The 21831-nt window shown below is 69.8% G+C and carries 28 protein-coding genes; 19 read left to right on the top strand and 9 right to left on the bottom strand.

Going from position 1 to position 21831, the window contains the following annotated elements; genetic code table 11:
• Window positions 1-147: 147 nt before the first annotated feature.
• Entirely contained in the window at window positions 148-1323 is a 1176-nt protein-coding gene (gene hemW, locus ABD108_RS00985) for a radical SAM family heme chaperone HemW (protein WP_305111739.1), read from the top strand.
• Between the two features lie 3 nt (window positions 1324-1326).
• Here hemW and ABD108_RS00980 read toward each other — a convergent pair whose 3' ends face one another.
• The 3 genes from ABD108_RS00980 to ABD108_RS00970 form a co-directional block, all read right to left on the bottom strand.
• Window positions 1327-2064 (bottom strand): SIMPL domain-containing protein, encoded by a 738-nt coding sequence (locus ABD108_RS00980; protein ID WP_343928998.1) that lies wholly within the window; start codon window positions 2062-2064, stop codon window positions 1327-1329.
• A 63-nt stretch (window positions 2065-2127) separates the two neighbouring features.
• Window positions 2128-2754 carry an SIMPL domain-containing protein gene (locus tag ABD108_RS00975; RefSeq protein WP_343928997.1) on the bottom strand — a complete coding sequence of 209 codons (627 nt, stop codon included), beginning with the start codon at window positions 2752-2754 and terminating at the stop codon, window positions 2128-2130.
• A gap of 12 nt (window positions 2755-2766) precedes the next feature.
• Window positions 2767-3120, bottom strand: a complete 354-nt coding sequence (locus ABD108_RS00970) for a type II toxin-antitoxin system VapB family antitoxin (protein ID WP_220655954.1) — start codon at window positions 3118-3120, stop codon at window positions 2767-2769.
• 69 nt (window positions 3121-3189) lie between these two features.
• Here ABD108_RS00970 and hrcA point away from each other — a divergent pair, with 69 nt between their 5' ends.
• From hrcA to era, 10 genes are all read left to right on the top strand, one after another.
• A complete protein-coding gene (gene hrcA, locus ABD108_RS00965; protein WP_343928996.1) occupies window positions 3190-4224 on the top strand; it encodes a heat-inducible transcriptional repressor HrcA in 1035 nt (344 codons plus the stop codon).
• A gap of 114 nt (window positions 4225-4338) precedes the next feature.
• Window positions 4339-5508 carry a molecular chaperone DnaJ gene (dnaJ, locus tag ABD108_RS00960; protein WP_220655952.1) on the top strand — a complete coding sequence of 390 codons (1170 nt, stop codon included), beginning with the start codon at window positions 4339-4341 and terminating at the stop codon, window positions 5506-5508.
• A gap of 6 nt (window positions 5509-5514) precedes the next feature.
• A complete protein-coding gene (locus ABD108_RS00955; RefSeq protein ID WP_220655951.1) occupies window positions 5515-6273 on the top strand; it encodes a 16S rRNA (uracil(1498)-N(3))-methyltransferase in 759 nt (252 codons plus the stop codon).
• Between the two features lie 26 nt (window positions 6274-6299).
• Window positions 6300-7016, top strand: coding sequence for an alpha/beta hydrolase family protein (locus ABD108_RS00950; protein WP_305111736.1), 717 nt, complete (start codon window positions 6300-6302; stop codon window positions 7014-7016).
• A 68-nt stretch (window positions 7017-7084) separates the two neighbouring features.
• Window positions 7085-7525, top strand: a complete 441-nt coding sequence (locus ABD108_RS00945; protein WP_343928995.1) for a hypothetical protein — start codon at window positions 7085-7087, stop codon at window positions 7523-7525.
• Between the two features lie 75 nt (window positions 7526-7600).
• Window positions 7601-8686 carry a PhoH family protein gene (locus tag ABD108_RS00940; protein WP_305111963.1) on the top strand — a complete coding sequence of 362 codons (1086 nt, stop codon included), beginning with the start codon at window positions 7601-7603 and terminating at the stop codon, window positions 8684-8686.
• The gene (ybeY, locus tag ABD108_RS00935; RefSeq protein ID WP_343928994.1) at window positions 8683-9222 is read left to right on the top strand and encodes an rRNA maturation RNase YbeY; all 540 of its coding nucleotides are present in this window, start codon (window positions 8683-8685) and stop codon (window positions 9220-9222) included. The genes ABD108_RS00940 and ybeY overlap by 4 nt, the downstream gene beginning before the upstream one ends.
• A 3-nt stretch (window positions 9223-9225) precedes the next feature.
• Window positions 9226-10536: a hemolysin family protein gene (locus ABD108_RS00930; RefSeq protein WP_220655946.1), complete on the top strand. Its 1311-nt coding sequence runs from the start codon at window positions 9226-9228 to the stop codon at window positions 10534-10536.
• 50 nt (window positions 10537-10586) lie between these two features.
• Complete coding sequence (locus ABD108_RS00925; protein ID WP_255585710.1) at window positions 10587-10856, top strand: cytidine/deoxycytidylate deaminase family protein; 270 nt, start codon at window positions 10587-10589, stop codon at window positions 10854-10856.
• Window positions 10853-11818: a GTPase Era gene (era, locus tag ABD108_RS00920; RefSeq protein ID WP_343928993.1), complete on the top strand. Its 966-nt coding sequence runs from the start codon at window positions 10853-10855 to the stop codon at window positions 11816-11818. The genes ABD108_RS00925 and era overlap by 4 nt, the downstream gene beginning before the upstream one ends.
• Here era and ABD108_RS00915 read toward each other — a convergent pair.
• Together ABD108_RS00915 and ABD108_RS00910 are read right to left on the bottom strand one after the other, a co-directional pair.
• Window positions 11815-12732, bottom strand: a complete 918-nt coding sequence (locus ABD108_RS00915; protein WP_343928992.1) for a hypothetical protein — start codon at window positions 12730-12732, stop codon at window positions 11815-11817. The two genes, era and ABD108_RS00915, sit on opposite strands and share 4 nt — an antisense overlap.
• 43 nt (window positions 12733-12775) lie before the next feature.
• Window positions 12776-13489, bottom strand: a complete 714-nt coding sequence (locus ABD108_RS00910; protein ID WP_343928991.1) for a hypothetical protein — start codon at window positions 13487-13489, stop codon at window positions 12776-12778.
• Window positions 13490-13551: 62 nt separating this feature from the next.
• On the opposite strand from ABD108_RS00910, the gene recO reads away from it, so the two are divergent.
• From recO to ABD108_RS00895, 3 genes are read left to right on the top strand one after another with little or no spacing between them, the layout of a single operon-like run.
• Window positions 13552-14355 (top strand): DNA repair protein RecO, encoded by an 804-nt coding sequence (gene recO, locus ABD108_RS00905; protein WP_305111732.1) that lies wholly within the window; start codon window positions 13552-13554, stop codon window positions 14353-14355.
• Window positions 14333-15145, top strand: coding sequence for an isoprenyl transferase (locus ABD108_RS00900; protein WP_220655941.1), 813 nt, complete (start codon window positions 14333-14335; stop codon window positions 15143-15145). Before recO ends, ABD108_RS00900 begins: the two co-directional genes overlap by 23 nt.
• Window positions 15142-15549 (top strand): hypothetical protein, encoded by a 408-nt coding sequence (locus ABD108_RS00895; RefSeq protein WP_220655940.1) that lies wholly within the window; start codon window positions 15142-15144, stop codon window positions 15547-15549. The genes ABD108_RS00900 and ABD108_RS00895 overlap by 4 nt, the downstream gene beginning before the upstream one ends.
• Before the next feature lies 1 nt (window position 15550).
• On the opposite strand, the gene ABD108_RS00890 is transcribed toward ABD108_RS00895, so the two are convergent.
• From ABD108_RS00890 to ABD108_RS00875, 4 genes are read right to left on the bottom strand one after another with little or no spacing between them, the layout of a single operon-like run.
• On the bottom strand, window positions 15551-16306 hold the full coding sequence (locus tag ABD108_RS00890) for a class I SAM-dependent methyltransferase (protein ID WP_343928990.1): 756 nt from the start codon (window positions 16304-16306) through the stop codon (window positions 15551-15553).
• Window positions 16303-17298, bottom strand: a complete 996-nt coding sequence (locus ABD108_RS00885) for a zinc-binding dehydrogenase (RefSeq protein ID WP_305111729.1) — start codon at window positions 17296-17298, stop codon at window positions 16303-16305. The genes ABD108_RS00890 and ABD108_RS00885 overlap by 4 nt, the downstream gene beginning before the upstream one ends.
• Before the next feature lie 27 nt (window positions 17299-17325).
• Window positions 17326-17748 carry an organic hydroperoxide resistance protein gene (locus tag ABD108_RS00880; RefSeq protein WP_305111962.1) on the bottom strand — a complete coding sequence of 141 codons (423 nt, stop codon included), beginning with the start codon at window positions 17746-17748 and terminating at the stop codon, window positions 17326-17328.
• A gap of 36 nt (window positions 17749-17784) precedes the next feature.
• Window positions 17785-18210, bottom strand: a complete 426-nt coding sequence (locus ABD108_RS00875) for a MarR family winged helix-turn-helix transcriptional regulator (protein ID WP_220655936.1) — start codon at window positions 18208-18210, stop codon at window positions 17785-17787.
• A gap of 208 nt (window positions 18211-18418) precedes the next feature.
• On the opposite strand from ABD108_RS00875, the gene ABD108_RS00870 reads away from it, so the two are divergent.
• From ABD108_RS00870 to ABD108_RS00850, 5 genes are read left to right on the top strand one after another with little or no spacing between them, the layout of a single operon-like run.
• A complete protein-coding gene (locus ABD108_RS00870; RefSeq protein ID WP_343928989.1) occupies window positions 18419-19681 on the top strand; it encodes an alkane 1-monooxygenase in 1263 nt (420 codons plus the stop codon).
• A complete protein-coding gene (locus ABD108_RS00865; protein ID WP_220655934.1) occupies window positions 19678-19839 on the top strand; it encodes a rubredoxin in 162 nt (53 codons plus the stop codon). Before ABD108_RS00870 ends, ABD108_RS00865 begins: the two co-directional genes overlap by 4 nt.
• A gap of 20 nt (window positions 19840-19859) precedes the next feature.
• Window positions 19860-20048, top strand: a complete 189-nt coding sequence (locus tag ABD108_RS00860) for a rubredoxin (RefSeq protein WP_068529986.1) — start codon at window positions 19860-19862, stop codon at window positions 20046-20048.
• Complete coding sequence (locus ABD108_RS00855; RefSeq protein ID WP_343928988.1) at window positions 20045-21226, top strand: NAD(P)/FAD-dependent oxidoreductase; 1182 nt, start codon at window positions 20045-20047, stop codon at window positions 21224-21226. The genes ABD108_RS00860 and ABD108_RS00855 overlap by 4 nt, the downstream gene beginning before the upstream one ends.
• A complete protein-coding gene (locus ABD108_RS00850; RefSeq protein ID WP_220655932.1) occupies window positions 21223-21831 on the top strand; it encodes a TetR/AcrR family transcriptional regulator in 609 nt (202 codons plus the stop codon). The genes ABD108_RS00855 and ABD108_RS00850 overlap by 4 nt, the downstream gene beginning before the upstream one ends.

The raw sequence follows: 21831 nt of genomic DNA, 5'->3' as shown, positions 1-21831 counted from the left end.
GCGAAGCCAGCAGCTCACCCTGTCCATCCATCGAGATCATTGTGCCACCGGCTGGGCGAAAGTTGGAATCGGGGTGGTTCGAACCACATCGCGGTTCCCGCCGCCGACCGGTTCGGACCCGGCAGCCGCGACTGCCAGACTGGAGGAGTGACACAGTCCCTCGCCGCCCCCGCCCTGCCCTCACTGGAGGGCGGCTCCGCGCCGTTCGGGCTGTACCTGCACGTCCCGTTCTGCGCCACACGCTGCGGATACTGCGATTTCAACACCTACACCGCCGGTGAGCTGGGCGGATCGTCGTCCCCGCAGGCGTGGGCCGAGGCGATCGATGGTGAGCTGGCCCTGGCGCGCGCCACCGTCGGCGACGTGCCCGTGCGGACCGTGTTCGTGGGCGGCGGGACACCGTCGCTGCTGGGTGGCGACGGTCTGGCAGCCCTCCTCGACACCGCCCGGCGGCACTTCCGGTTCGCCGACGACGCCGAGATCACCACCGAATCGAACCCCGAATCCACCTCACCCGAGTTCTTCGGGCGGTTGCGTGACGCCGGATTCACCCGCGTCTCACTGGGCATGCAGTCGGCCGCCGCACACGTGCTCAAGGTGCTCGACCGCACGCACACCCCTGGCCGGGCGGTGGCCGCGGCGAAGGAGGCCCGCGCCGCGGGCTTCGAGCACGTGAACCTGGATCTGATCTACGGCACGCCGGGGGAGACCGACGCCGATCTCGCGGCCTCGCTCGACGCGGTGCTCGACGCCGGCGTCGACCACGTCTCCGCGTACGCGCTCATCGTCGAGGACGGCACGGCGCTGGCGCGCCGCATCCGCCGCGGCGAACTCCCCGACACCGACGACGACGTGCTGGCCCGCCGCTACGAGCAGGTGGACGCCGCGCTGCGCGGCGCCGGCTTCGACTGGTACGAGGTGTCGAACTGGGCGCGCAGCGACGCCGGACGGTGCCACCACAACGAGCTGTACTGGGAGGGCGCGAACTGGTGGGGCGCCGGCCCGGGCGCCCACGGGCACATCGCCGGGACCCGCGTGTGGAACATCAAGCACCCCGCCCGCTACGCCGATGCCGTCGGCCGCGGCGAACTGCCGTTGGCCGGGCACGAGACACTCACCGCGGAGGAACAGCACGTCGAGGACGTGATGCTGCGGGTGCGGATGCGCTCGGGCCTGCCGCTCACGGTGCTCGGTCCGGATGAGCGTGAGCGCGCCGACGCCGAGGTCGCCGAAGGCAACCTCGTCCGCGACGGGGCGGCCTACGTGCTCACCGACGCGGGGCGGCTCCTCGCCGACGGCGTGGTGCGCCGCATCCTCGACTGACGATCAGGCCAGCGACCACACCACGGTGACGGTCACACTCAGCGACTGCTCGCCGGATTCGATCGGGACCGGCGCCGCGGCCGCGCCCTGGACGCCTCCCGGTGCCGAGAAGTCCCGGGTGCTCGGCGTGCGCGCCGACGGGACCTCGCTCACCGTCCGGACCTCGCCGAGCTTCCCGCCCGCCAGCTTCGCGTACTGCTCCGCGCGGGTCTTGGCCGCGGCGAAGGCCTTATCGCGGGCGGTGGCCTTGAGGGCGTCGTCGTTCTCGATGTCGAAACCCACCGAGTTGATCCGGGTGCCGTTCCCGCCCGCGGTGGCGAGATCGCCGAGCAGCTTCGACGCGGAGTCGAGCTTGCGCACCTTGATCGTGAGCGACTGCGTCGCCTCGTAGGAGGTGATCGACTGGTCCGGGCCCGTGCGCGCGGAGACGTCGACGTTCGCGGTGGCGATGTCCTTGCGGTCCACGCCGTTCGCGGCGGCCGCATCGATCACCTTCTGCGCGCCCGACGACGACTGGTTCATTGCCGTGCTCACGTCCGCGGCCTGTTGCTGCACCGCCATCTTCACGGTGAGCACATCGGGTTTGCCGGAGGCCTCACCGGTGCCGACCGCCGTGATCTCACGCGGAGAACCGTTGGGATCGGACGAGGAGCAGGCGGACAGCGCTCCCACGGCGAGCGCGGCGGCCGCCAGCGCGCCTGCGGCCCGCCGGCGCAGCGGAGTGGACTTCGGCTTCGTCATGCCCCGATGGTGCCAGCGACGGAAGGCCGCCGGGCCGAATCGGTCGTTACCTCAACGCACCTTTCAGTGCGACAACTCCCATTCCACCGTCACCTGCGCGCTCACCGAGCGCTCGCCGACGGCCATCGCGGGACCGCTGTCGCTCTGCTTCGAGGCGAACATCACGCCCGACATCGGGCCGGGACCCGCGGGTTCGTCGGCGATCGACCGCACCGGACCCAGCGCGGCGCCGGCCAGGCGCGCGTACTGCTCCGCCCGGCGCCGGGCATCGGCGAACGCGGCCTCCCGGGCCCGTTCGAGCGGACCGTCACCGTCGGACACCGCGAAGGTGACCGACTCGATCCGGGCGGCGTCGCCCGCGGCGGCCGCCGCGGCCTGCAGCACCGCCGCCGCTCGACCGGTGTCGCGCACGGTGACGGTGAGCGACTCCGACGCCGCGTACCCCTCCAGTCGCCGGTCCTCCCACGGCCCGGTCTCGACGGCCTGCAAGCCGACGTCGGTGGTGGCGATGTCCCCGTCGGCGACGCCCGCCGCGCGGACGGCCGCCACGACCGCGTGTGCCGCGGCCGAGGCGCCGGAGAACGCCGCGGCGACATCGCTCGCGCGCGTCTGCACGCCGATCCGCGCGATCACCACATCGGGGACCGCGGGGGCGGAACCGGTACCGGTCTGGCGGATGGTCGAGGTCATGAGGAGTCCCTTTCAGTCACGCCGCGCGTGTTTGCCCTGCCTGACCGAGGATGCCGCACGCGGCGGGGTACCGGGGGCGAGCGCATGCACCCGGCAGTGCAGGACCTGCCGCCCGCGGAGCGCGGAGCGCACGGCGCGGTGCAGACCGTCCTCGAGGTACAGGTCGCCGTTCCACTGCACGGCGTGCGGGAACAGGTCACCGAAGAAGGTGGAGTCCTCCGAGAGCAGCCGGTCGAGGGCGAGGACCGCGGTGGTGGTGATGAGCTGGTCCAGGCGCACCTGCTGCGGCGGGATCTTGGACCACTCCCGATGAGTGAGGCCGTGATCGGGGTACGGCTTTTCGTCGAGAACGCCCTTGAAGATCACCGTTCGACTCTAGCCCGCGTAAACTGGACCTTCGAGGATGAACCAGGCCGATCGGAGGTGACGCGCTCGATGTCGAGCACCGAGGACCGTCGTTTCGAGGTGCTGCGGGCGATCGTGGCCGACTACGTCGAGACGCAGGAGCCCGTGGGGTCGAAGGCGCTCGTGGACCGGCACCAGCTCGGAGTGTCCAGCGCCACCGTCCGCAACGATATGGCGGTGCTGGAGGCCGAGGGCTACATCACCCAGCAGCACACCAGCTCCGGGCGTATCCCCACGGAGAAGGGCTACCGGCAGTTCGTCGACCGGATCGCGCAGGTCAAGCCGCTGTCGACGGCGGAGCGCCGGGCGATCCTCCAGTTCCTGGAGACCGGCGTCGATCTCGACGATGTGCTGCAGCGCTCCGTCCGGCTGCTGGCCCAGCTCACCCGTCAGGTCGCGGTGATCCAGTACCCGGTGATCAGTTCGGCGCGGGTGCGGCACCTCGAAGTGGTGGCGCTGGCCCCCACGCGGCTGCTCCTCGTGGTGATCCTGGACTCCGGGCGCGTGGAGCAGCGGCTCGTCGAGCTGGGCGGCCCCGCGTCCGACGAGGAGCTCTCACGGTTGCGTGAGCTGTTCGGCGCGGCCGTGCACGGCAAACTGATCCCCGACGCCTCGATGGCCGTGGCCGATCTCGCGCCGCTCGCGCCGCGGGACATGCGCGACGCGGTCATCCGCGTCTCGACGGTGCTGGTCGAGACCCTCGTCGAGCGGGCGGACGACCGCCTGGTGCTCGGCGGCACCGCGAACCTCACCCGCAACGCCGGAGATTTCGACGCCGTCTCCGGATCGCTGCGCAGCGTCCTGGAGACGCTGGAGGAGCAGGTGGTGGTGCTCAAACTGCTCACCGCGCGACAGCACCCGGGCACCGTCTCGGTGGCCATCGGCTCGGAGACGCAGGACGAGAACCTGCGCGGTGCCTCCGTCGTGTCCACCGGCTACGGCTCGTCGGGCGCGGTCTTCGGCGGCGTCGGCGTGCTGGGCCCCACCCGGATGGACTATCCGGGGACGATCGCGTCCGTCGCCGCGGTCGCCCGCTATGTCGGCGAGGTGTTGGGGGCTCGCTGACCAGGCCGAATGGCCGCATCGCCATACGTGGTGGAATCATGAGTTGAGCGGAGCGCTATCAGGTCTCCGCGCCCGAAGTTCGAGTACCGAGTTCGTTGTGAGGAATTAGCTGCTGTGGCCCGTGACTACTACCGCATCCTGGGCGTCGATTCGAAGGCCTCCGATCAGGAGATCAAGCGTGCCTACCGGAAGCTGGCCCGCGAGCTGCACCCGGATGTGAACCCCGACGATGCGGCCCAGGAGAAGTTCCGCGACGTCTCCGACGCCTACGAGGTGCTCAGCGATCCGGACAAGCGCCGCATCGTCGATATGGGCGGCGATCCGCTCGACAGCTCGCCCGGCGGCTTCGGCGGCGGCGGGTTCGGCGGCGCGAGCGGCTTCACCGGCGGCCTGGGCGATGTCTTCGAGGCCTTCTTCGGCGGCGGCATGGGCGGCGGGGGCGGTCGAGGCCCGCGCGGCCGCGTGCGTCCCGGCAACGACGCGTTGATCCGCATGGAGCTCGATCTCGAGGAGTGCGCCACCGGCGTGAGCCGGGAGATCACGGTCGATACGGCGGTGCTGTGCGACAAGTGCCAGGGAGCCGGGACCGAGGGCGATTCCAAGCCCACCACCTGCCCCACCTGCCAGGGTGCGGGCGAGGTGCAGTCCGTGCAGCGCTCCTTCCTCGGCCAGGTCATGACCTCGCGACCCTGCCCCACCTGCTCGGGGGCCGGCGAGGTCATCCAGAACCCCTGCACGAAGTGCGCCGGCGACGGCCGCGTGCGCACCCGCCGCACGCTCACGGTGAAGATCCCCGCCGGTGTCGGTGACGGCATGCGGGTGCGGCTCGCCGGGCAGGGCGAGGTGGGCCCCGGTGGCGGTCCCGCCGGCGACCTGTACGTGGAGGTCAGCGAGCGCGAGCACGAGGTCCTGGTGCGCGACGGCAACACGCTGCACGTGACCGCCCGGGTCCCGATGTTCGACGCCGCGCTCGGCGCCTCGGTCACCGTGCCCACCGTGATCGACGGTGAGCTCACGGTCGAGATCCCGGCGGGTACCCAGCCGGGTGACACCAAGGTGCTCCGCGGCCACGGCATGCCCCAGGTCAACTCGCAGAACCGCGGCAACCTGGTGGTGCACTTCGACGTGGTGGTCCCCTCGCGGCTGGACAAGAAGCAGGCCGAGAAGCTGCGCGAGTTCAAGGCGCTGTTCCCGGGCGAGGAGCCGCAGGTCGCCGGTCGCGGTGGAGCGGACCAGTCCAGCGGGCTGTTCTCGCGCCTGCGCGACACCTTCGCCGGACGGTAACCGCAGGTGGCGGCCACCGTCTTCCTCGCGGAGTCGTTGCCCGCGCCCGGCGCGGAGTACCTGCTCGACGGTGACGAGGGCCGACACGCGGCGGCGGTGCGACGGATCCGGGTGGGGGAGGAGCTCGTGCTCTCCGACGGTGCGGGCGGTTTCGCCCGGTGCACGGCCGAGTCGGTCGGCAAGTCCGATGTCACGCTGCGCTGCACGCAGACGTGGACGGTGCCGGAGCCCTCGCCCCGGGTGATCGTGGTGCAGGCGCTGCCGAAGTCGGATCGCGCGGAGCTGGCTGTGGAGCTCGCGACCGAGGCCGGCGCCGACGAGATCGTGCCCTGGCAGGCCGCGCGGTGCGTGTCGCGGTGGGACGGTGCGAAGGGCAAGGCCGACAAGGGCGTCGCCCGGTGGCGTGCAGTGGCACGGTCGGCCGCGAAACAGGCCCGGCGAGCGTATGTTCCGCGTGTGCACGATCTGGTGACGACGCGGGAACTCATACCGCTACTCACCAGTATGGATGCGAATGTAGTTGTCTTGCATGAAGGTTCAGCGGTGCCGATCGGGCAAGTTGACTTCTCAGTAACAACAACCGTCGTTATTGTAGTGGGACCGGAGGGTGGAATCAGCCCCGAGGAACTGGATGCCCTGGTCACCATGGGTGCGCAGCCCGCGCTCCTCGGTCCCACGGTGTTGCGGACGTCGACGGCGGCGGCCGTGGCGCTCGGGGCCCTCGGCGTCCTGACCGACAGGTGGGAGCAGACCCCACCGGCTTAGTGCCCGACTGGGAAGGCTTCAACACGATGGCGCGTCGCATCTTCTACGGCAGCGAGGAATCGCAGCACGGGCACTTCTACCCGGGTGACGACTCGAAGCCGCTGATCACCCTGGTGCACGGCGGATACTGGCGGAACCTGTACTCGATGAGCATGGAGTCGAAGGTCGCCAAGGACCTCAACGACCGCGGCTACCCGGTGTGGAACGTGGAGTACCGCCGGGTCGGCGAGCCCGACGTGAAGTGGCCGATCCCGGGTGACGACGTTCTCGCCGCGATCGACTACGGCACGGAGAAGCTCGCCAAGAACGGGCATATCGTGGCGGCGCACAGCGCCGGGGCCACGCTCGCGGTCTGGGCCGCGGCGCAGCGTCCCGACCTGCTGGGTGTGATCTCCCGCGGCGGCGTACTCGACCTGATCGAGCGCGGCGACGGCGATCAGTCGATGCGGCTGCTCTTCGACCTGGGACCGAATGCCAATCTGCGGCTGATCAAGCGCACCTTCGCGCAGGCCAGCCCGGTGGCCCAGATGCCCTTCAAGACGCCCGTCCGCGCGCTCCACGGCCGCTTGGATGAGCAGGTTCCCTACCAGCTCTCGGAGTGGTTCCTCTCGCAGGCGCAGGAGAACGGGATGGATGCCGAGCTCACCATGATCGAGGGCGAGGGTCACGACGACTTCCTCGAACCGGGCTCGAAGGGGCACGCGGCCACTCTCGCCGCCATCGAGGAACTGTCTGTGCGCTGAGTAACCAATCTGAGGTGGGCGGCGATTTAACGATCGTGAACCTTCCGCACGACAGATTGGAGAGCACGATGAACATCCGCACTCGCACCCTCCTCGGAGCCGCTGCTGCAGGAGCGATCGGACTGGGAGCCCTCACCGCAGGAGCGGGCGCCGCCGGCGCCGCCCCGGGAGCGACCCCGCAGATCTGCTCGCAGGGCGCTGACCTCGTGGTTTTCGGAGGCAACCAGGCCGGACAGTATCCCAACATCGACCAGCGCGTTCCGGGCGTCGGGTACGCCCTCGCCAATCTGCCGGCCGGCGCCACGGACTGGACCGGAACGCTGCAGCGGCGCGATGTGGTGACCGGGAAGTCCGGATCCGCCGGTCCCGTCGCACAGCCCTGGATCGGTACGAACACCATCCAGTTCTCGCAGCTGCGCACGGGTCCGGGGACCAAGGCCGTCACGATCACGGTGAAGGGACCGGAGGGCCAGACGCTGAGCTGTTCGGGCCGATTGGTCGTGACCTAGGCCGGACACCGGAATCTCAGAGGCGGTACCACCCTCCGGGGGACTAAACTGGAGATATCCACCCCGGGAGGGATGGTGCCCCACCTCTTCGACGAAGGATCGACGCACCGCGTGCCAGACCGCAACAGTTCCGAAATCCGCGCCCAGGCAGTGACCCCGGCGCGGTCCACCATCGAGATTCCCATCGAGCTGACCTTCGGACTCCTCGGCCCCGCGGACGCCAACCTGCGCGCCCTCGAAGGAGCGCTCGACGCCGACATCCACGCCCGCGGCAACGTCCTCACGCTGTCCGGTGCGCCGGCCGACGTGGCGCTCGCGGAGCGGGTGCTGGCCGAGCTGCTGGCCGCCGTGCGCAGCGGCGTGGCGGTGAGCCCCGAGGAGGTGCGCCGTTCGGTCGGCATGATGACCGACGGTTCCGGCGAGTCGCCCGCCGAGGTGCTCACGCTGGACATCATCTCGCGCCGCGGTAAGACGGTGCGCCCGAAGACCGTCAACCAGAAGAAGTACGTCGACGCGATCGACGAGCACACCATCGTCTTCGGTGTGGGCCCCGCCGGTACCGGCAAGACCTACCTCGCGATGGCCAAGGCCGTGCAGGCCCTGCAGTCCAAGCAGGTCAGTCGCATCATCCTGACCCGTCCCGCCGTCGAGGCCGGTGAGCGCCTGGGCTTCCTGCCCGGCACGCTCAACGACAAGATCGACCCGTACCTGCGGCCGCTGTACGACGCGCTGCACGACATGATGGACCCGGAGGCGATCCCGAAGCTGATGGCCGCGGGCGTCATCGAGGTGGCGCCGCTGGCCTACATGCGCGGCCGCACCCTCAACGACGCGTTCATCATCCTCGACGAGGCGCAGAACACCACCGCCGAGCAGATGAAGATGTTCCTCACCCGCCTGGGCTTCGGTTCGAAGATCGTGGTGACCGGCGATGCGACCCAGGTCGATCTGCCCGGTGGTGCCACCAGCGGGCTGCGGGCCGCGGTGAACATCCTGCGCGGTATCGACGACATCCACATCGCCGAACTGTCGAGCGCCGATGTGGTGCGGCACCGCCTGGTGGCCGAGATCGTGGACGCCTACTCCGAGTTCGAGGAGCAGCTCGCCTCCAGCAAGGTCCGCCCCACCTCGGGTGCGCGCCGGATGCCGGGCCGCCGATGAGCATCGAATTCGCCAACGAGTCGGGGTTCGACGTCGACGAGTCCGAGTTGGTCGCGGTGGCGGCCTTCGCCATCGCCGCGATGGACGTGCACCCGGGTGCCGAGCTGAACATGCTCGCCGTCGATCTGGACACCATGGCCGACCTGCACGTGAAGTGGATGGACCTGCCCGGCCCCACTGATGTGATGAGCTTCCCGATGGACGAGCTCACGCCCGGCGGGCGCCCCGACATGCCCGAGGCGGGCCCCGCCACGCTCGGCGACATCGTTCTGTGCCCCCAGTTCGCGGCCGAACAGGCCGAGGCTGCGGGACATTCCACCGCGCACGAGCTGAACGTGCTCACCGTGCACGGCGTGCTGCACCTGCTCGGCTTCGATCACGCTGAGCCGGAGGAGGAGCGCGAGATGTTCGGCCTGCAGGACAGCATCCTCGCCGAGTACTACGCCGAGCTGCGCGAGAACGAGCGCCGCGTCAAGCAGGCCGCCCGCGACGAGAAGCTGCTGGGCCGCACCGGATTCCTCGGCCGGCGGGACTGATCCGTGAGCTCGTCGATCCTGCTGGTCGTCGGCGTCGTGGCACTCGTCCTGCTGGGTGGGCTGTTCGCCGCGGTCGACGCCGCGCTGCTCACCGTCTCGCCCGCCCGAGTCGAGGATCTCGTCGAGGACAACCGGCCGGGCGCGAAGCGGCTGCAACGCGTGCTGCAGAACCGTCCGCTCTACGTCAACCTCGCGGTGCTGCTGCGCACCGCCTGCGAGATCTCCGCCACCGTGCTCATGTTCATGGTGATGGACCGCTACCTCTCCACGGCGTGGACGGCCGTGATCACCGCCGTCACGATGACCGTGGTCAGCTACGTCCTGATCGGTGTGGGGCCGCGCACCCTCGGCCGCCAGCACGCCTACTCACTGGGTTGCGCTGCGGCGCTGCCGATGCAGGTGATCGCCACCCTGATGGGGCCGATCACCCGCTTGCTCATCCTGCTCGGTAACGCCGTCACACCCGGCCGCGGCTTCCGCAACGGCCCGTTCGCGACGGAGGTCGAGCTGCGCGAGCTCGTGGACATGGCGCAGCAGCGCGGCGTGGTCGACGAGGACGAGGGCAAGATGATCCAGTCGGTCTTCGAACTCGGCGACACCGCTGCCCGCGAGGTGATGGTGCCGCGGCCCGAGATCGTGTGGATCGAATCGGATAAGACGGTGTCCCAGGCGATCCGGCTCGCCGTGCGCTCCGGCCATTCACGCATCCCCGTGATCGGCGAGAACGTCGACGATGTGCAGGGCGTGGTGTACCTCAAGGACCTCGTGGCGCTGCCCGACGGCGTGGACACGCACGCGATCGAGGTGGGTACGCTCGCCCGCGCCGCGGTCTTCGTGCCCGATTCCAAGCCCGTGGACGCCTTGCTCCGCGAGATGCAGCTCACCAACAACCACATGGCCGTGCTGGTGAACGAGTACGGCTCCATCGCCGGCTTGGTGACCATCGAGGATGTGCTGGAGGAGATCGTCGGCGAGATCACCGACGAGTACGACGCCGACGAGATCGCGCCGGTCGAGGACCTCGGCGACGGGATCTACCGCGTGTCCGCGCGCCTGGACCTCGAATCGCTGGGGGAGCTGTACGACGAGGACATCGAGGAGGACGAGGTCGACACCGTCGGCGGTCTGCTCGGACTGTCGCTCGGGCGTGTGCCGCTGCCCGGCAGTGAGGCCCGCGCGCACGGCCTGCTGCTGGAGGCTGAGGGATCCACGGATCGCCGTGGGAGGATGCGGATAACCACCGTCGTGGTGCGCCGCGCCGACGACGACAACGAGACCACCGCCGCCGAGGCGGACGAGAAGGAGACCGTGTGAGCGACCTCAGCGAGGAGGACCGCAAGCTCGTCACGCTGGCGCGCGGCGCCATGGGCCGGGCGGGTGCCGATCACGGCGCCGCGGTGCGGGATGCGGACGGCCGGAGCTACGCCGGTGCGCCCGTGGCCCTGTCGTCGCTGTCGCTCACCGCCCTGCAGGTGGCGGTGGCCTCCGCGGTCAGCTCCGGCGCGCAGGGGTTCGAGGCAGCGGTGCTGATCGGCGAGGTCGACGGTGCCGACCCCGGCGTGGCCGCCCTGCGCGAGGTGACGCCGCAGGCGCACGTTCTACTGGTGGACGCGGCCGGGGAGGTCCGACGATGACCGACGCTCCTGATGCGGTCGAGCAGGAAGACGGCGACGAGACGGAATTCCGTTCGGGGTTCGTCTGTTTCGTGGGACGGCCGAACACCGGCAAGTCGACGCTGACGAACGCGCTCGTGGGGACCAAGGTGGCGATCACCAGCTCGCGGCCGCAGACGACGCGTTCCACCATCCGCGGCATCGTCAACCGCCCGAACTGCCAGCTGGTGCTGGTGGACACGCCCGGTCTGCACCGGCCCCGCACGCTGCTGGGGCAGCGGCTCAACGATCTGGTGCGTGACACCTACTCCGAGGTCGACATCATCTGCCTCACGATTCCCGCGGACGAGAAGATCGGTCCCGGTGACAAGTACATCCTCGATCAGGTGCGGCACATGGCGCGGCGCACGCCGCTGCTGGGCGTGGTCACGAAGATCGACAAGGTGGGCCGCGACAAGGTGGCCGAGCAGCTGCTGGCGGTCTCCAAGTTCCTCGGCGAGGGCAGCGATGTGATCCCGGTGTCGGCCGCATCGGGGGAGCAGGTCGAGGACCTGGTCCAGTTGCTGGCGTCGAAGATGCAGCCCGGTCCGGCGTTCTACCCGGACGACGAGGTGACCGACACCGACGACGACACCATGATGGCCGAGCTGATCCGCGAGGCCGCACTGGAGGGCGTGCGCGACGAGCTCCCGCACTCGCTGGCGGTGGTGATCGAGGAGGTGCTCGAACGCGAGAAGACCGAGGCGCAGGAGAAGTCCGGCAAGCCGGGGATGCTCGATGTGCACGCGTTGCTCTACGTGGAGCGGCCCTCGCAGAAGGCCATCATCATCGGCAAGGGCGGTTCGCGCCTGAAGGCCGTGGGCACCGAGGCGCGCACGGAGATCGAGAAGCTGCTGGGCCGCAAGGTGTTCCTATCGCTGCATGTGAAGGTCGCCAAGGACTGGCAGCGCGACCCGAAGCAGCTGGGCCGCCTGGGCTTCTAGCGGGCGAGCATCTCGGCGACGGGGATCTCGACGAGCTCCGAGTAGCCGGTTCCGCTCCAGCGGTAGAGGGCAGAGACTGTCGCCACGAGGAAGTCGTCGCCGTGGCGCGCCACCGTCGGATGCTGGAAGGGAACGGGCGCGATCGCGACGGGCTGGAGCGTTTCGGGGTGCAGCCGGACGAGGAGTCGGGCGTCCTCGTCCTCGGGGTGCGGGCACGGCTCATCGAACTCCCACCACTGGCTCCGATCTCGGTCGCCGGGCACCCAAACGACGGTCCATGGCTCGCCATCGAGTGCTGCGTAAGTGCGCGGTGGTTGCGGCTCGCCGCTGATGAGCTGCACCGTGAGATCGCGCTGAACCTCGTAGCCGTCGACCCATTGCACACGTGGGGATCCATCGCGGTCCTCGACAGCCGCGAGCCCCGCATGGGAGCCGTTGATCCGTACCGGCCGCCCGGAGAGGCCGCCGGGGTTGGGGCCGAGCTCGTGCAGGACGGGGCCGACATCGACGGACCCGCTGGCGCCGACCCGGACGAGCCGATGATTCCGGTCCTCGGGGTCCGTCGCGCCGTTCGACATCAGCAGCAGGAAGCCGTCGGCGGCAGTGATCGCCGATTCCATCCATCCGCCCTCGAAGAGGAAGGGAGGCAGCTCATCTGCGCCATCAGGAAGCAGGTGCAGGCGTGAACTCTCCCTCCGGTTGATCACCAGGAGTCGCCCGCCGTGCCCGCGCAACACCCGATCCGGTGCCTCGTCGCAGACCTTTCGCACGTCGTCGCCGGCGATCCGATAGAGGCCGGTGGGCCTGCCGATCCAGCAGGTGCTGCCGTCGCACCAGATCGGCGGCGCGCCGCTGAAGCCGCCGACCGGTTCGGGGAGGACGTACTCGCGGATGTCGTTCGTGCCCAGGTCCAACCGCACGACGATCGGGCGTGACCAGTCGGCGATCCATGCGACGTCACCGTCGACCGCTACGGCGCCCGGTAGAAGCCTTGGGGGTCAGGTCCGGCGGGGGCACGGCGAGGTCGAGGTCGACGATGGCCGCCCACTCCTCCCGAGCCTCGTCCGGGCCGGTCGTCTCGCGCCCGCCGAACCACTGCGGGCAGGTTTCCACGTCCCTGTACTCGTACGTTCCCGGGATCGCCTCCCACCGACCCAGTTCGTGGTTCACCCGCATCAGAACCGATTCGATCTGAACGCGAAGGATCCTGCCGCGCACGGATTTCGGTTTTCCGTAGTAGACGTGGTCCGCGTAGACGGAGCCGCGTACACGTTCGACGCCGCCGGGCGGTCGCGGCGACATCCAGGAGACCTCCCACCCGGGTCCCTGCAGCGTCGTCGGCCAGCACAACGTCTTCGTCTCGCCTCGGCGGCCGAACGGGGTGGGTTCACCCTCCGATATCGCGGTGCCGATGAGTTCGCTCACGGCGGCGTCACTGGGGTCGTGCTCGCTCTCCTCGCGGAAGGCGATCCGGTATTCGCCGATCTCCCCGACGACGGGCGGTGTGGGGGAGCCGTCGCCGAGCATCCAGCTCGCGATGCTGAGCCGCAGGGGGAGTGCCGCGTGCGGGCGGTCGTGGGGGCTGATCACGCCGACTCCGGCGCGTCGACCTTTCCGTTCGAGTTCGTCATGTCGTATCTCCTCGTGACGTTCCACCGCCCAGTCTGCCATGGGCGCCGCGACACGAGCGGCACACGGGACCGATGTCGGTCCGAGGTGGGATGATGGAGGGTATGAGGTCGTACCGGGACAGCGCTGTGGTGCTGCGGCAGCACAAGCTGGGGGAGGCCGACTACATCCTCACGCTGCTGACCCGGGAGAACGGCCTGGTCCGGGCGGTCGCCAAGGGGGTGCGCCGTCCGCGGTCGCGGTTCGGTGCCCGCCTGGAGCTGTTCGCCCACGTCGATCTGCAGCTCTACCCCGGGCGCAGCCTGGACACGGTGACGCAGGTGCATTCCATCGCCGCCTACTCGGGTGATCTGGCCGGCGACTACGGGCGGTACACCACGGCGTGCGCCGTGATCGAGACCGCGGAACGGCTCGCGGGTGAGGAGCGCGCCCCGGCGCCGGAGCTACACCGGCTCACCGTCGGTGCGCTGCGGGCGATCGCCGGGGGCATGCGCGACCGTGAGCTGATCCTCATCTCCTTCCTGCTCCGCGCGATGGACGCCGCGGGCTGGGCCCCGGCGCTCACCCTGTGCGCCCGCTGCGGCGACGACGGCCCGCACCGCGCCTTCCACGTGGCGGCCGGCGGCGCGGTGTGCGTGCACTGCCGCCCCGCGGGGTCGGCGGTTCCGGCGCAGGGCGTGCTGGACCTGTTGGTGGCTCTGGCCAGGGCAGATTTCGATTTCGCCGAGACCACGGGGGATCGGGTGCGTCGCCAGGCGAACGGTCTGGCCGCGGCGCACCTACAGTGGCATGTAGGACGGCAGTTGCGATCGCTGCCCATGATCGAGCGGCATGCGCCGCACAGTTCGGCCTCGGCGACGGGAGCCGGGGGAACGGAGGTAGACGGTGCCGGGATTGCGACGGGCTAAGGCCAAGGCCGCCCCCACCGCCACGTCGAGCACCGTCCGGCCGCCGGACCCGCATCCTTCGGGTGCCACGCCCCCGGAGATCCCCGCGGAGCTGGTGCCCAACCACGTGGCACTGGTGATGGACGGCAACGGCCGCTGGGCCCAGGACCGCGGTCTGCCGCGCACCAAGGGGCACGAGCAGGGCGAGGCGGTGCTCATGGACACCGTGTGCGGGTGCATCGAGCTGGGGGTGAAGAACCTCTCGGCCTACGCCTTCTCGACCGAGAACTGGTCGCGCAGTCCCGACGAGGTGCGCTTCCTCATGGGCTTCAATCGTGATGTGATCCGCCGCCGCCGCGATGAGATGAACGAGATGGGCGTGCGCGTGAAATGGGCCGGACGCCGTCCCCGCCTGTGGCGCAGCGTGATCAAGGAGCTCGAGGTCGCGGAGGAGCTCACCAAGAACAACACCGTGATGACGCTCACGATGTGCGTCAACTACGGCGGCCGCGCCGAGATCGTCGACGCCACGCGTGAGATCGCCCGCCGTGCGGCGGCGGGGGAGATCAAGCCGGAGGGCATCACCGAGCAGACCTTCGCTCACTACCTGTACCAGCCGGACATGCCCGATGTGGACCTGTTCCTGCGGCCGTCGGGCGAGAAGCGGTCGTCGAACTTCCTGCTGTGGGAGAGCGCCTACGCCGAGTACGTGTACCAGGACACGCTGTTCCCCGATTTCGATCGCCGCAACCTCTGGGAGGCGTGCCTCGAGTACGCCAAGCGGGACCGGCGATTCGGCGGCACCAAGTGACGGACCCCACCGCGCGCTTCGACGTATTGCGCCGGCGGCTGGAGGCGGCCCTCGGGACCGTCGTCCCCCTCCGCCGGGACGCCGAGGGGACCATCCGCATCGAATTCGGCGAAGCACCGGCCTCCGTGCAGGTCGACGAGTTGTCGGAGGGGCTGGACTTCTACTCCGTGACCCAGGTGATCGCTTTGGACCTGCCGCTGTCCGACCGGTTGGTCGCCGATGTGGAGGCGGCCGGTGAGTCGATTCAATTCGGGACGCTGCGGTTGATGCGGCGCGAGGTCTCGGCCGATCTGGTGCTCCAGTACTCGTTCCCGGCAAGCGAACTCGGCGGCGATGCGCTCCGAGACTTCGTGGCCTTCCTGCTGTCGCAGGGTTTGAACACCCGCAAGCGCCTCCTCGGCTGAGTCAGGGCAGGCGCGCCGCAGTGGTCACGATCAACTGCGGCGCCACGTGCACCGCGGGATCGTCCGCGGCGGCGAAGAACTCGTCGAGGTCCGCGCCCGCCACGCCGCCCTCGCGCAGCCGGTCGGCGACCGGCCGGATGAGCGCGGCCCAGCGGTCCACGCCCGGCCCGCCGCCGAACCGCGAAATCCGGGTCTCGACGGTGATGTCCGTGCCGCCGGACGCTGCGATGAGTCCGGCTGCGGCGGTGGCGAAGCTGAGCGACATGCCACCGTGCTCCGCCCAGGAGTGATAGCCGTCGAACACCCGCCGCACCGCCTGCGGTGTCACCGGGTCCAGGTGCAGGGCCAGCGGTTCGGTGATCACGACGTTTCCGTGCGGTCGTACCCAGGAGCAGATCCGCGCGAGCGCCGCAGCGGGATCGGGCAGGTGGGCGAGCACGTACCGCGCATGCACCACGTCGTAGGCGATGCCCTCGGTGGGCGACCAGGTCGACAGATCGGCAGCCACCACGGCGAGGCCGCCGGTGTCGGCGCCGATCGCGGAAACGTCCCGGTCGAGGGCGGTGACGGTGCCCTCGGGCGCCACCTCTCGTGCCAGGCGGCGGGCGAGATCGCCCGTGCCGCAGCCCACATCGAGGATCGATCCGTTCGACGGTGGGCACAGCCGGGCGATCGTCGCCACGGAGAAATCGTCCGACGAGGCGCCGATCGCCGCCAAGCGGGAACGGTCACCGGCGCCGCCTTGGCCGAGAGTCACGGGCGGAGCAGGATCTTGCCCGAGCGCCCGGGGCGCCCATTCGCGGTCGCCGCGTCGGCGATCCGGTCGAAGTCGTAGATCCCGTCCACGGGCAGCTTCAGGGTGCCTGCGGCGGCGCCGCGCACGATCTCCTCGACCAGTTCGCGACGTTTCGCGGGCGCCATCTCCTGGCTCACCGTGCGGCCCCAGAAGCCCTTGATGGTGAGCTCCTTGAAGATCACGTCGTTCACGGGGATCTCCAGCAGTGCGGTCTGTCCCGCGCCGGCCGCGCTCATGGCGCCGAAGGAGACGAGGGTGCCGCGCTGTCCCAGCAGCCGGGCCAGGTCGGTGCTCGCGGAGCCGCCCACCGAGTCGACCGCGGCGGCGTATCCCGTGTCGCCCGCGAGGGCGGCGGCGCGCTCGCGCCAGTCGGGGGTGTCGGTGGCGATCACGTTGGAGATGCCGAGCGCTGCGAGTTCCTCGACCGCCGCCGACCGCCGGACCAGACCGGTCACGTTGACGCCGCGGGCCGCGGCGAGCTGCGCGAGGAGCCCGCCGACCATACCGTTGGCGGCGTTCTGCACGATCCACCCGCCGGGCTGCACCTGGAGGTACTCCAGCAGCGATGCGGCGCTGAAGGGCATCGCGAACAGTTGGGCCGCAGCCTCGTCGGGGATGGCGTCGGGAACGGGCAGCACGGTGTCGGCGTTGGCCACGAAGTACTCGGCCCAGGTGCCGAACGCGCCGCCGGTCATCACCCGCTGGCCCACGGACAATCCGGTGACGCCCTCGCCGAGCGCCTCGATCACGCCGACGGCCTCGGAGCCGCTGCGGGCGGGGAGGGTGGGCTTGTAGCCGTAGTCGCCCTTCACGGTCCACAGGTCGTGGTTGTGGATGGAGGCGAGCAGGGTACGGATCAGTACCTGACCCGAACGGGGCTCGGGCGCCGGGATCTCCTTGACGCTGAGCACGGTTGCGGGATCGCCGAATTCGTCGTGCATGAGTGCGCGCATGATGGTCTCCTCAGAGGGTTTCGAAGGTCAGTCGTCGGCGACGGTCACGGTGACGTCGACGTTGCCGCGGACGGCATTGGAGTACGGGCACACCTGGTGCGCGGCATCGGCGAGCTCTTGCGCGGTGGCCGCATCCAGCTCGGGAATGATCACTTCGAGCGTCACGACGAGCGCGAATCCGCCGTCACCGTTCGGGCCGATGCCCACGCGCGCACCGACACTCGAGCCGTCGATCGCGACCTTGCGGGTACGTGCCACGAGCTGCAGTGCGGAGTGGAAGCAGGCGGCGTAGCCGGATGCGAAGAGCTGCTCGGGGTTCGAGCCCTCGCCGCTGCCGCCCATGCCGACGGGGATCGCGAGATCCAGGTCGACCCGGCCGTCGTCGGTGCGGACGTGGCCGTCGCGGCCGGCGCCCGTGGCGATCGCCTCGGCGGTGTACTTGACGTCGATCATGCTGTGACTCCTCGTGATGGGGGATGAATGAGATCAGTCGTGGACCGCGCAGAAGCGCTTGGCGAGGTCGCGGAGGGTCTTCGCTTCGTCGGGGGACAGGTTGAAGCGTTCGCGCACCTCGCGCTGCACCGCCGCAACCCGGGGCTGCATCGCGCGCCCGGAATCGGTGACGTGCACGGTGACCATTCGCTCGTCCTCCTGGTCGCGGCGCCGCTCCACCAGCTCCATCGCCTCCAGGCGGCGCAGGAGGGGCGACAGTGTTCCGCTGTCCAACCGCAGGCGCTCGCCCAAGGCGGAGACGGTGATGCCGTCCTGCTCCCAGAGCGCCAGCAGCGTGACGTACTGGGTGTAGGTCAGGCCCAAGGTCGACAGTCCCTCGCGGTACGCGTTGGCGGCGACTTTCGAGGCCGAGTACAACGCGAAGCACACCTGTGAGTCCAGCAGCTCCTCGTGTTCCACTCCTTGAATATTGCACACAACTGGATTGTGCGCAATCGAAATCGACCGATGTTCGCGGTCGCTCCACGCTCGCCGACCTGCAGCTTTACAAATCAGCGAAATGTGTCCACGAACTGCTTGACAAACGCCGTGAATATGTCAAATACTGAGCGCAGAGCTTATGACCTCAGTCACAGCCCCGCGAGGGGCGATCAGTAAGGAGGGCACCGTGAAGGGCCTCGCTTATATCGACGCCGACGGCAAAGAGGCCGTCTGGACGGACCACAAGAAGCGACTGTGGCTGTGGGGACTCTTCGTTCCCACCGCGCTGTTCTTCGCCGTGGGCCTGATGTGGCTGCTCGGCCTCGGGCAGACCCCGCTGATGTACCTGGCCCCGGTGCTCTGGTGGATCGGGCCGCTCCTGCTGTACGTGATCCTCCCGATCGTCGACATCAAGGCCGGTGACGACGGCGAGAACCCGCCGGAGGAGGTGATGGAAGCCCTGGAGGATTCCAAGTACTACCGCTGGCTCACCTACATCTTCCTGCCCTTCCAGCTCGCCTCCCTGGTGGCCATGTGCTACTTCCTCACGGCCGACAACCTCACCTGGCTCGGCGGCGTCTACGCCGCCGGCGGCGGGCTCAGCCTGATCAGCAAGATCGGCCTCACCCTCAGCCTGGGAGTCGTTGCCGGTATCGGCATCAACACCGGCCACGAGCTCGGCCACAAGAAGCCCGAGAACGAGCGCTGGATCGCCAAGCTCACCCTGGCGCCGGCCATGTACGGCCACTTCTTCATCGAGCACAACCGCGGCCACCACGTGCGCGTCGCCACCCCCGAGGATCCGGCCAGCGGCCGGTTCGGCGAGACCTTCTGGGAGTTCCTGCCGCGCAGCGTGTGGGGCAGCCTGAAGTCCTCGTGGGAGCTGGAGAAGACCCGCCTGAAGCGGCTCGACAAGAGCCCGTGGACGCTGAAGAACGATGTGCTCAACGCCTGGCTCATGACCGTGGTCCTCTACGGAGTGCTCACCGCGATCTTCGGCTGGTACGTGCTGCCCTTCCTGATCATCCAGGGCGTCTACGGCTTCAGCCTGCTCGAGTCGGTCAACTACCTGGAGCACTACGGCCTCATGCGGCAGAAGCTGGCCTCCGGCCGCTACGAGCGCTGCGCCCCGCGGCATTCGTGGAACTCGGACCGCATCATCACCAACGTCTTCCTGTACCACCTGCAGCGGCACAGTGATCACCACGCCAACCCCACGCGTCGGTACCAGACGCTGCGCTCCTTCGAGGAGGCACCGTCGCTGCCGCAGGGCTACGCCACGCTCATCGGTCTCACCTACTTCCCTCCGCTGTGGCGCCGGATGATGGACCACCGCGTGCTGGAGCACTACGACGGCGACATCACCAAGGTGAACATCCACCCCCGTGTCCGCGACAAGGTGCTCGCGCAGTACGGCGCCACCGCCGCGGGAGAGCAGGCCGCCGCATGAGCGCCTTCAAGTGCCCCATCTGCGACTACGTGTACGACGAGGCCGCCGGCGCACCTCGGGAGGGATGGCCGGCGGGCACCGCCTGGGCCGATATCCCGGACGACTGGAACTGCCCCGACTGCGGGGTCCGCGACAAGATCGACTTCGAGCCCGTCTAGAGCGGGGGATTGGAACCATCATGAGCGACGCACCCTTCAAGCTGTTCCGTTGCCTGCAGTGCGGATTCGAGTACGACGAGGCCGAGGGCTGGCCCGAGGACGGCATCGAGCCCGGTACCCGCTGGGACGACATCCCCGACGACTGGTCCTGCCCCGACTGCGGTGCCGCTAAAGCCGACTTCGAGATGGTCGAGGTGGCGCGGGGATGAGCGACGGCGTGGTGATCGTCGGCACGGGCGTCGCGGGCGCCACCGCGGCCCTGGCGCTGCGGTCCGGCGGATACGACGGAGCGGTCACGCTCGTCGGGCGCGAACCGCACCTCCCGTACCGGCGTCCCACGCTCAGCAAGGACGTGCTGCTGGCCGGCATGGAGGTCGAGAAGGCCCTGCTGAAGCCGGCAACGCACTGGGACGAGGCCGGCATCGCCGTGCGGACCGGAGTCGCCGTGACCGGCGGGGACACCGGGGCCCACACCCTGGAGCTGTCCGACGGTGCCGCCCTCGGCTACGACTCGCTGGTGCTGGCCACCGGCGGCGCGGCGCGCCACCTCCCCGGCCTGGAACCGGGACCGCGCGTGAAGTACCTGCGCGACTACGCGGACGCGGTCGGGCTGCGCGACGAGCTCGGCCGGGCCGGCTCCGTGATCGTCCTCGGTGCCGGACTGATCGGCTCCGAGGTCGCCTCCGCCGCAGCCAAACTGGGGGCCACGGTCACCGTGATCGAGCGGGCGCCGCTGCCGCTCGCCCGGGTGGTCCCGCCGGCGATCGGCCGGCGTCTGGGCGCGCTGCAGCGCGGCGCCGGGGTCGACCTACTACTCGGTGTGCGGCCCGGGGCGATCACCGTCGATCCCGACCAGGTGGCCGTGGCGCTGCCCGACGGTGCAGCGGTGGTCGCGGACCTGCTGGTGGTCGCGGTCGGCAGCGCACCCGACACGGGACTGGCCGAGCGCCTGGCCCTGCGGGTGGACGACGGTATCCTGGTCGATGAGCGGTACCGCAGTTCCGCCGAGGACGTCTACGCCATCGGCGACTGCGCGCGGGTGCCCAACCCGATCGAGGGCGGCACCTACCGCGCCGAGAACTGGTCGGCGGCACAGGATCAGGGCACGGCGGTGGCGCAGGTCCTCCTCGGTGGAGCGCCGGCGGCCACGGTGCCCTGGGGCTGGTCGAACCAGTTCGGGGCGGTACTGCAGTTCGCGGGATGGCCCGCGGCAGAAGACGCGCTGGAGGTGGACGGAACCGTGGAAGCGGCTGAGGGCGGCACCTTCGTGGCGCGATGCAGCAGGGACGGAGCCCTCGTGGGCGCGGTGGCGATGGGCCGCCCGAAGGAACTGCGCGCCGTCCGCGGCGAGCTCGCCGAGAAGATCACGGGGGCGAGGGTGCCATGACCGCCGTCGCGACCGGGAACGATCTGCCCGCCGCCGCCAAGCCCACCGTGCGCGATCAAGCGCTCGACGCGGTGAGCACGGTGCTGCGCGGTAAGGACTGGTCGGCGGTCACCATGGCCGCGGTCGCACGGCAGGCCGGCGTCAGCCGGCAGACGCTGTACAACGAGTTCGGGTCCCGCAAGGGACTGGCGGTCGCGTACGTGACCCGGTTCGTCGACGGGCTGCTGGCGTTCGTCCAGCAGCGCGTCGACGCGCACCCGGGCGATATCGACGCCGCGATCGAGGACGCCATGCGCGGCGTCTTCGAGATCGGAATGGGAGACCCGGTGGTGGTCAACATCGCCGGTCCGAACCCGCACCGCGACCTCGTGGGAATCGTCACCGTGGACGGCACCCCGATCCTCAAGCGCGCCTCCGCAGGCCTCGCCGAGATCCTCGCCCTGAGCTGGGCGCAGGTCCGCCGGGCCGATGCTCAGGTGGCCGCCGGTGTGCTGGTGCGCCTTGCCTTCAGCCACCTCACCATGCCGCTGGAGGGGCCGGAGGAGGCCGCCACCGAGGTGGCCACCGCGCTCTCACCCTTCTTCGACCGGGCCCTGCGCGACTGA

Source organism: Tsukamurella strandjordii (assembly GCF_039525985.1).
Classification (GTDB): Bacteria; Actinomycetota; Actinomycetes; order Mycobacteriales; family Mycobacteriaceae; genus Tsukamurella; species Tsukamurella strandjordii.
Note: the sequence above shows the minus strand (reverse complement) of the source record. Positions and strands in the feature narration are given on the sequence as shown.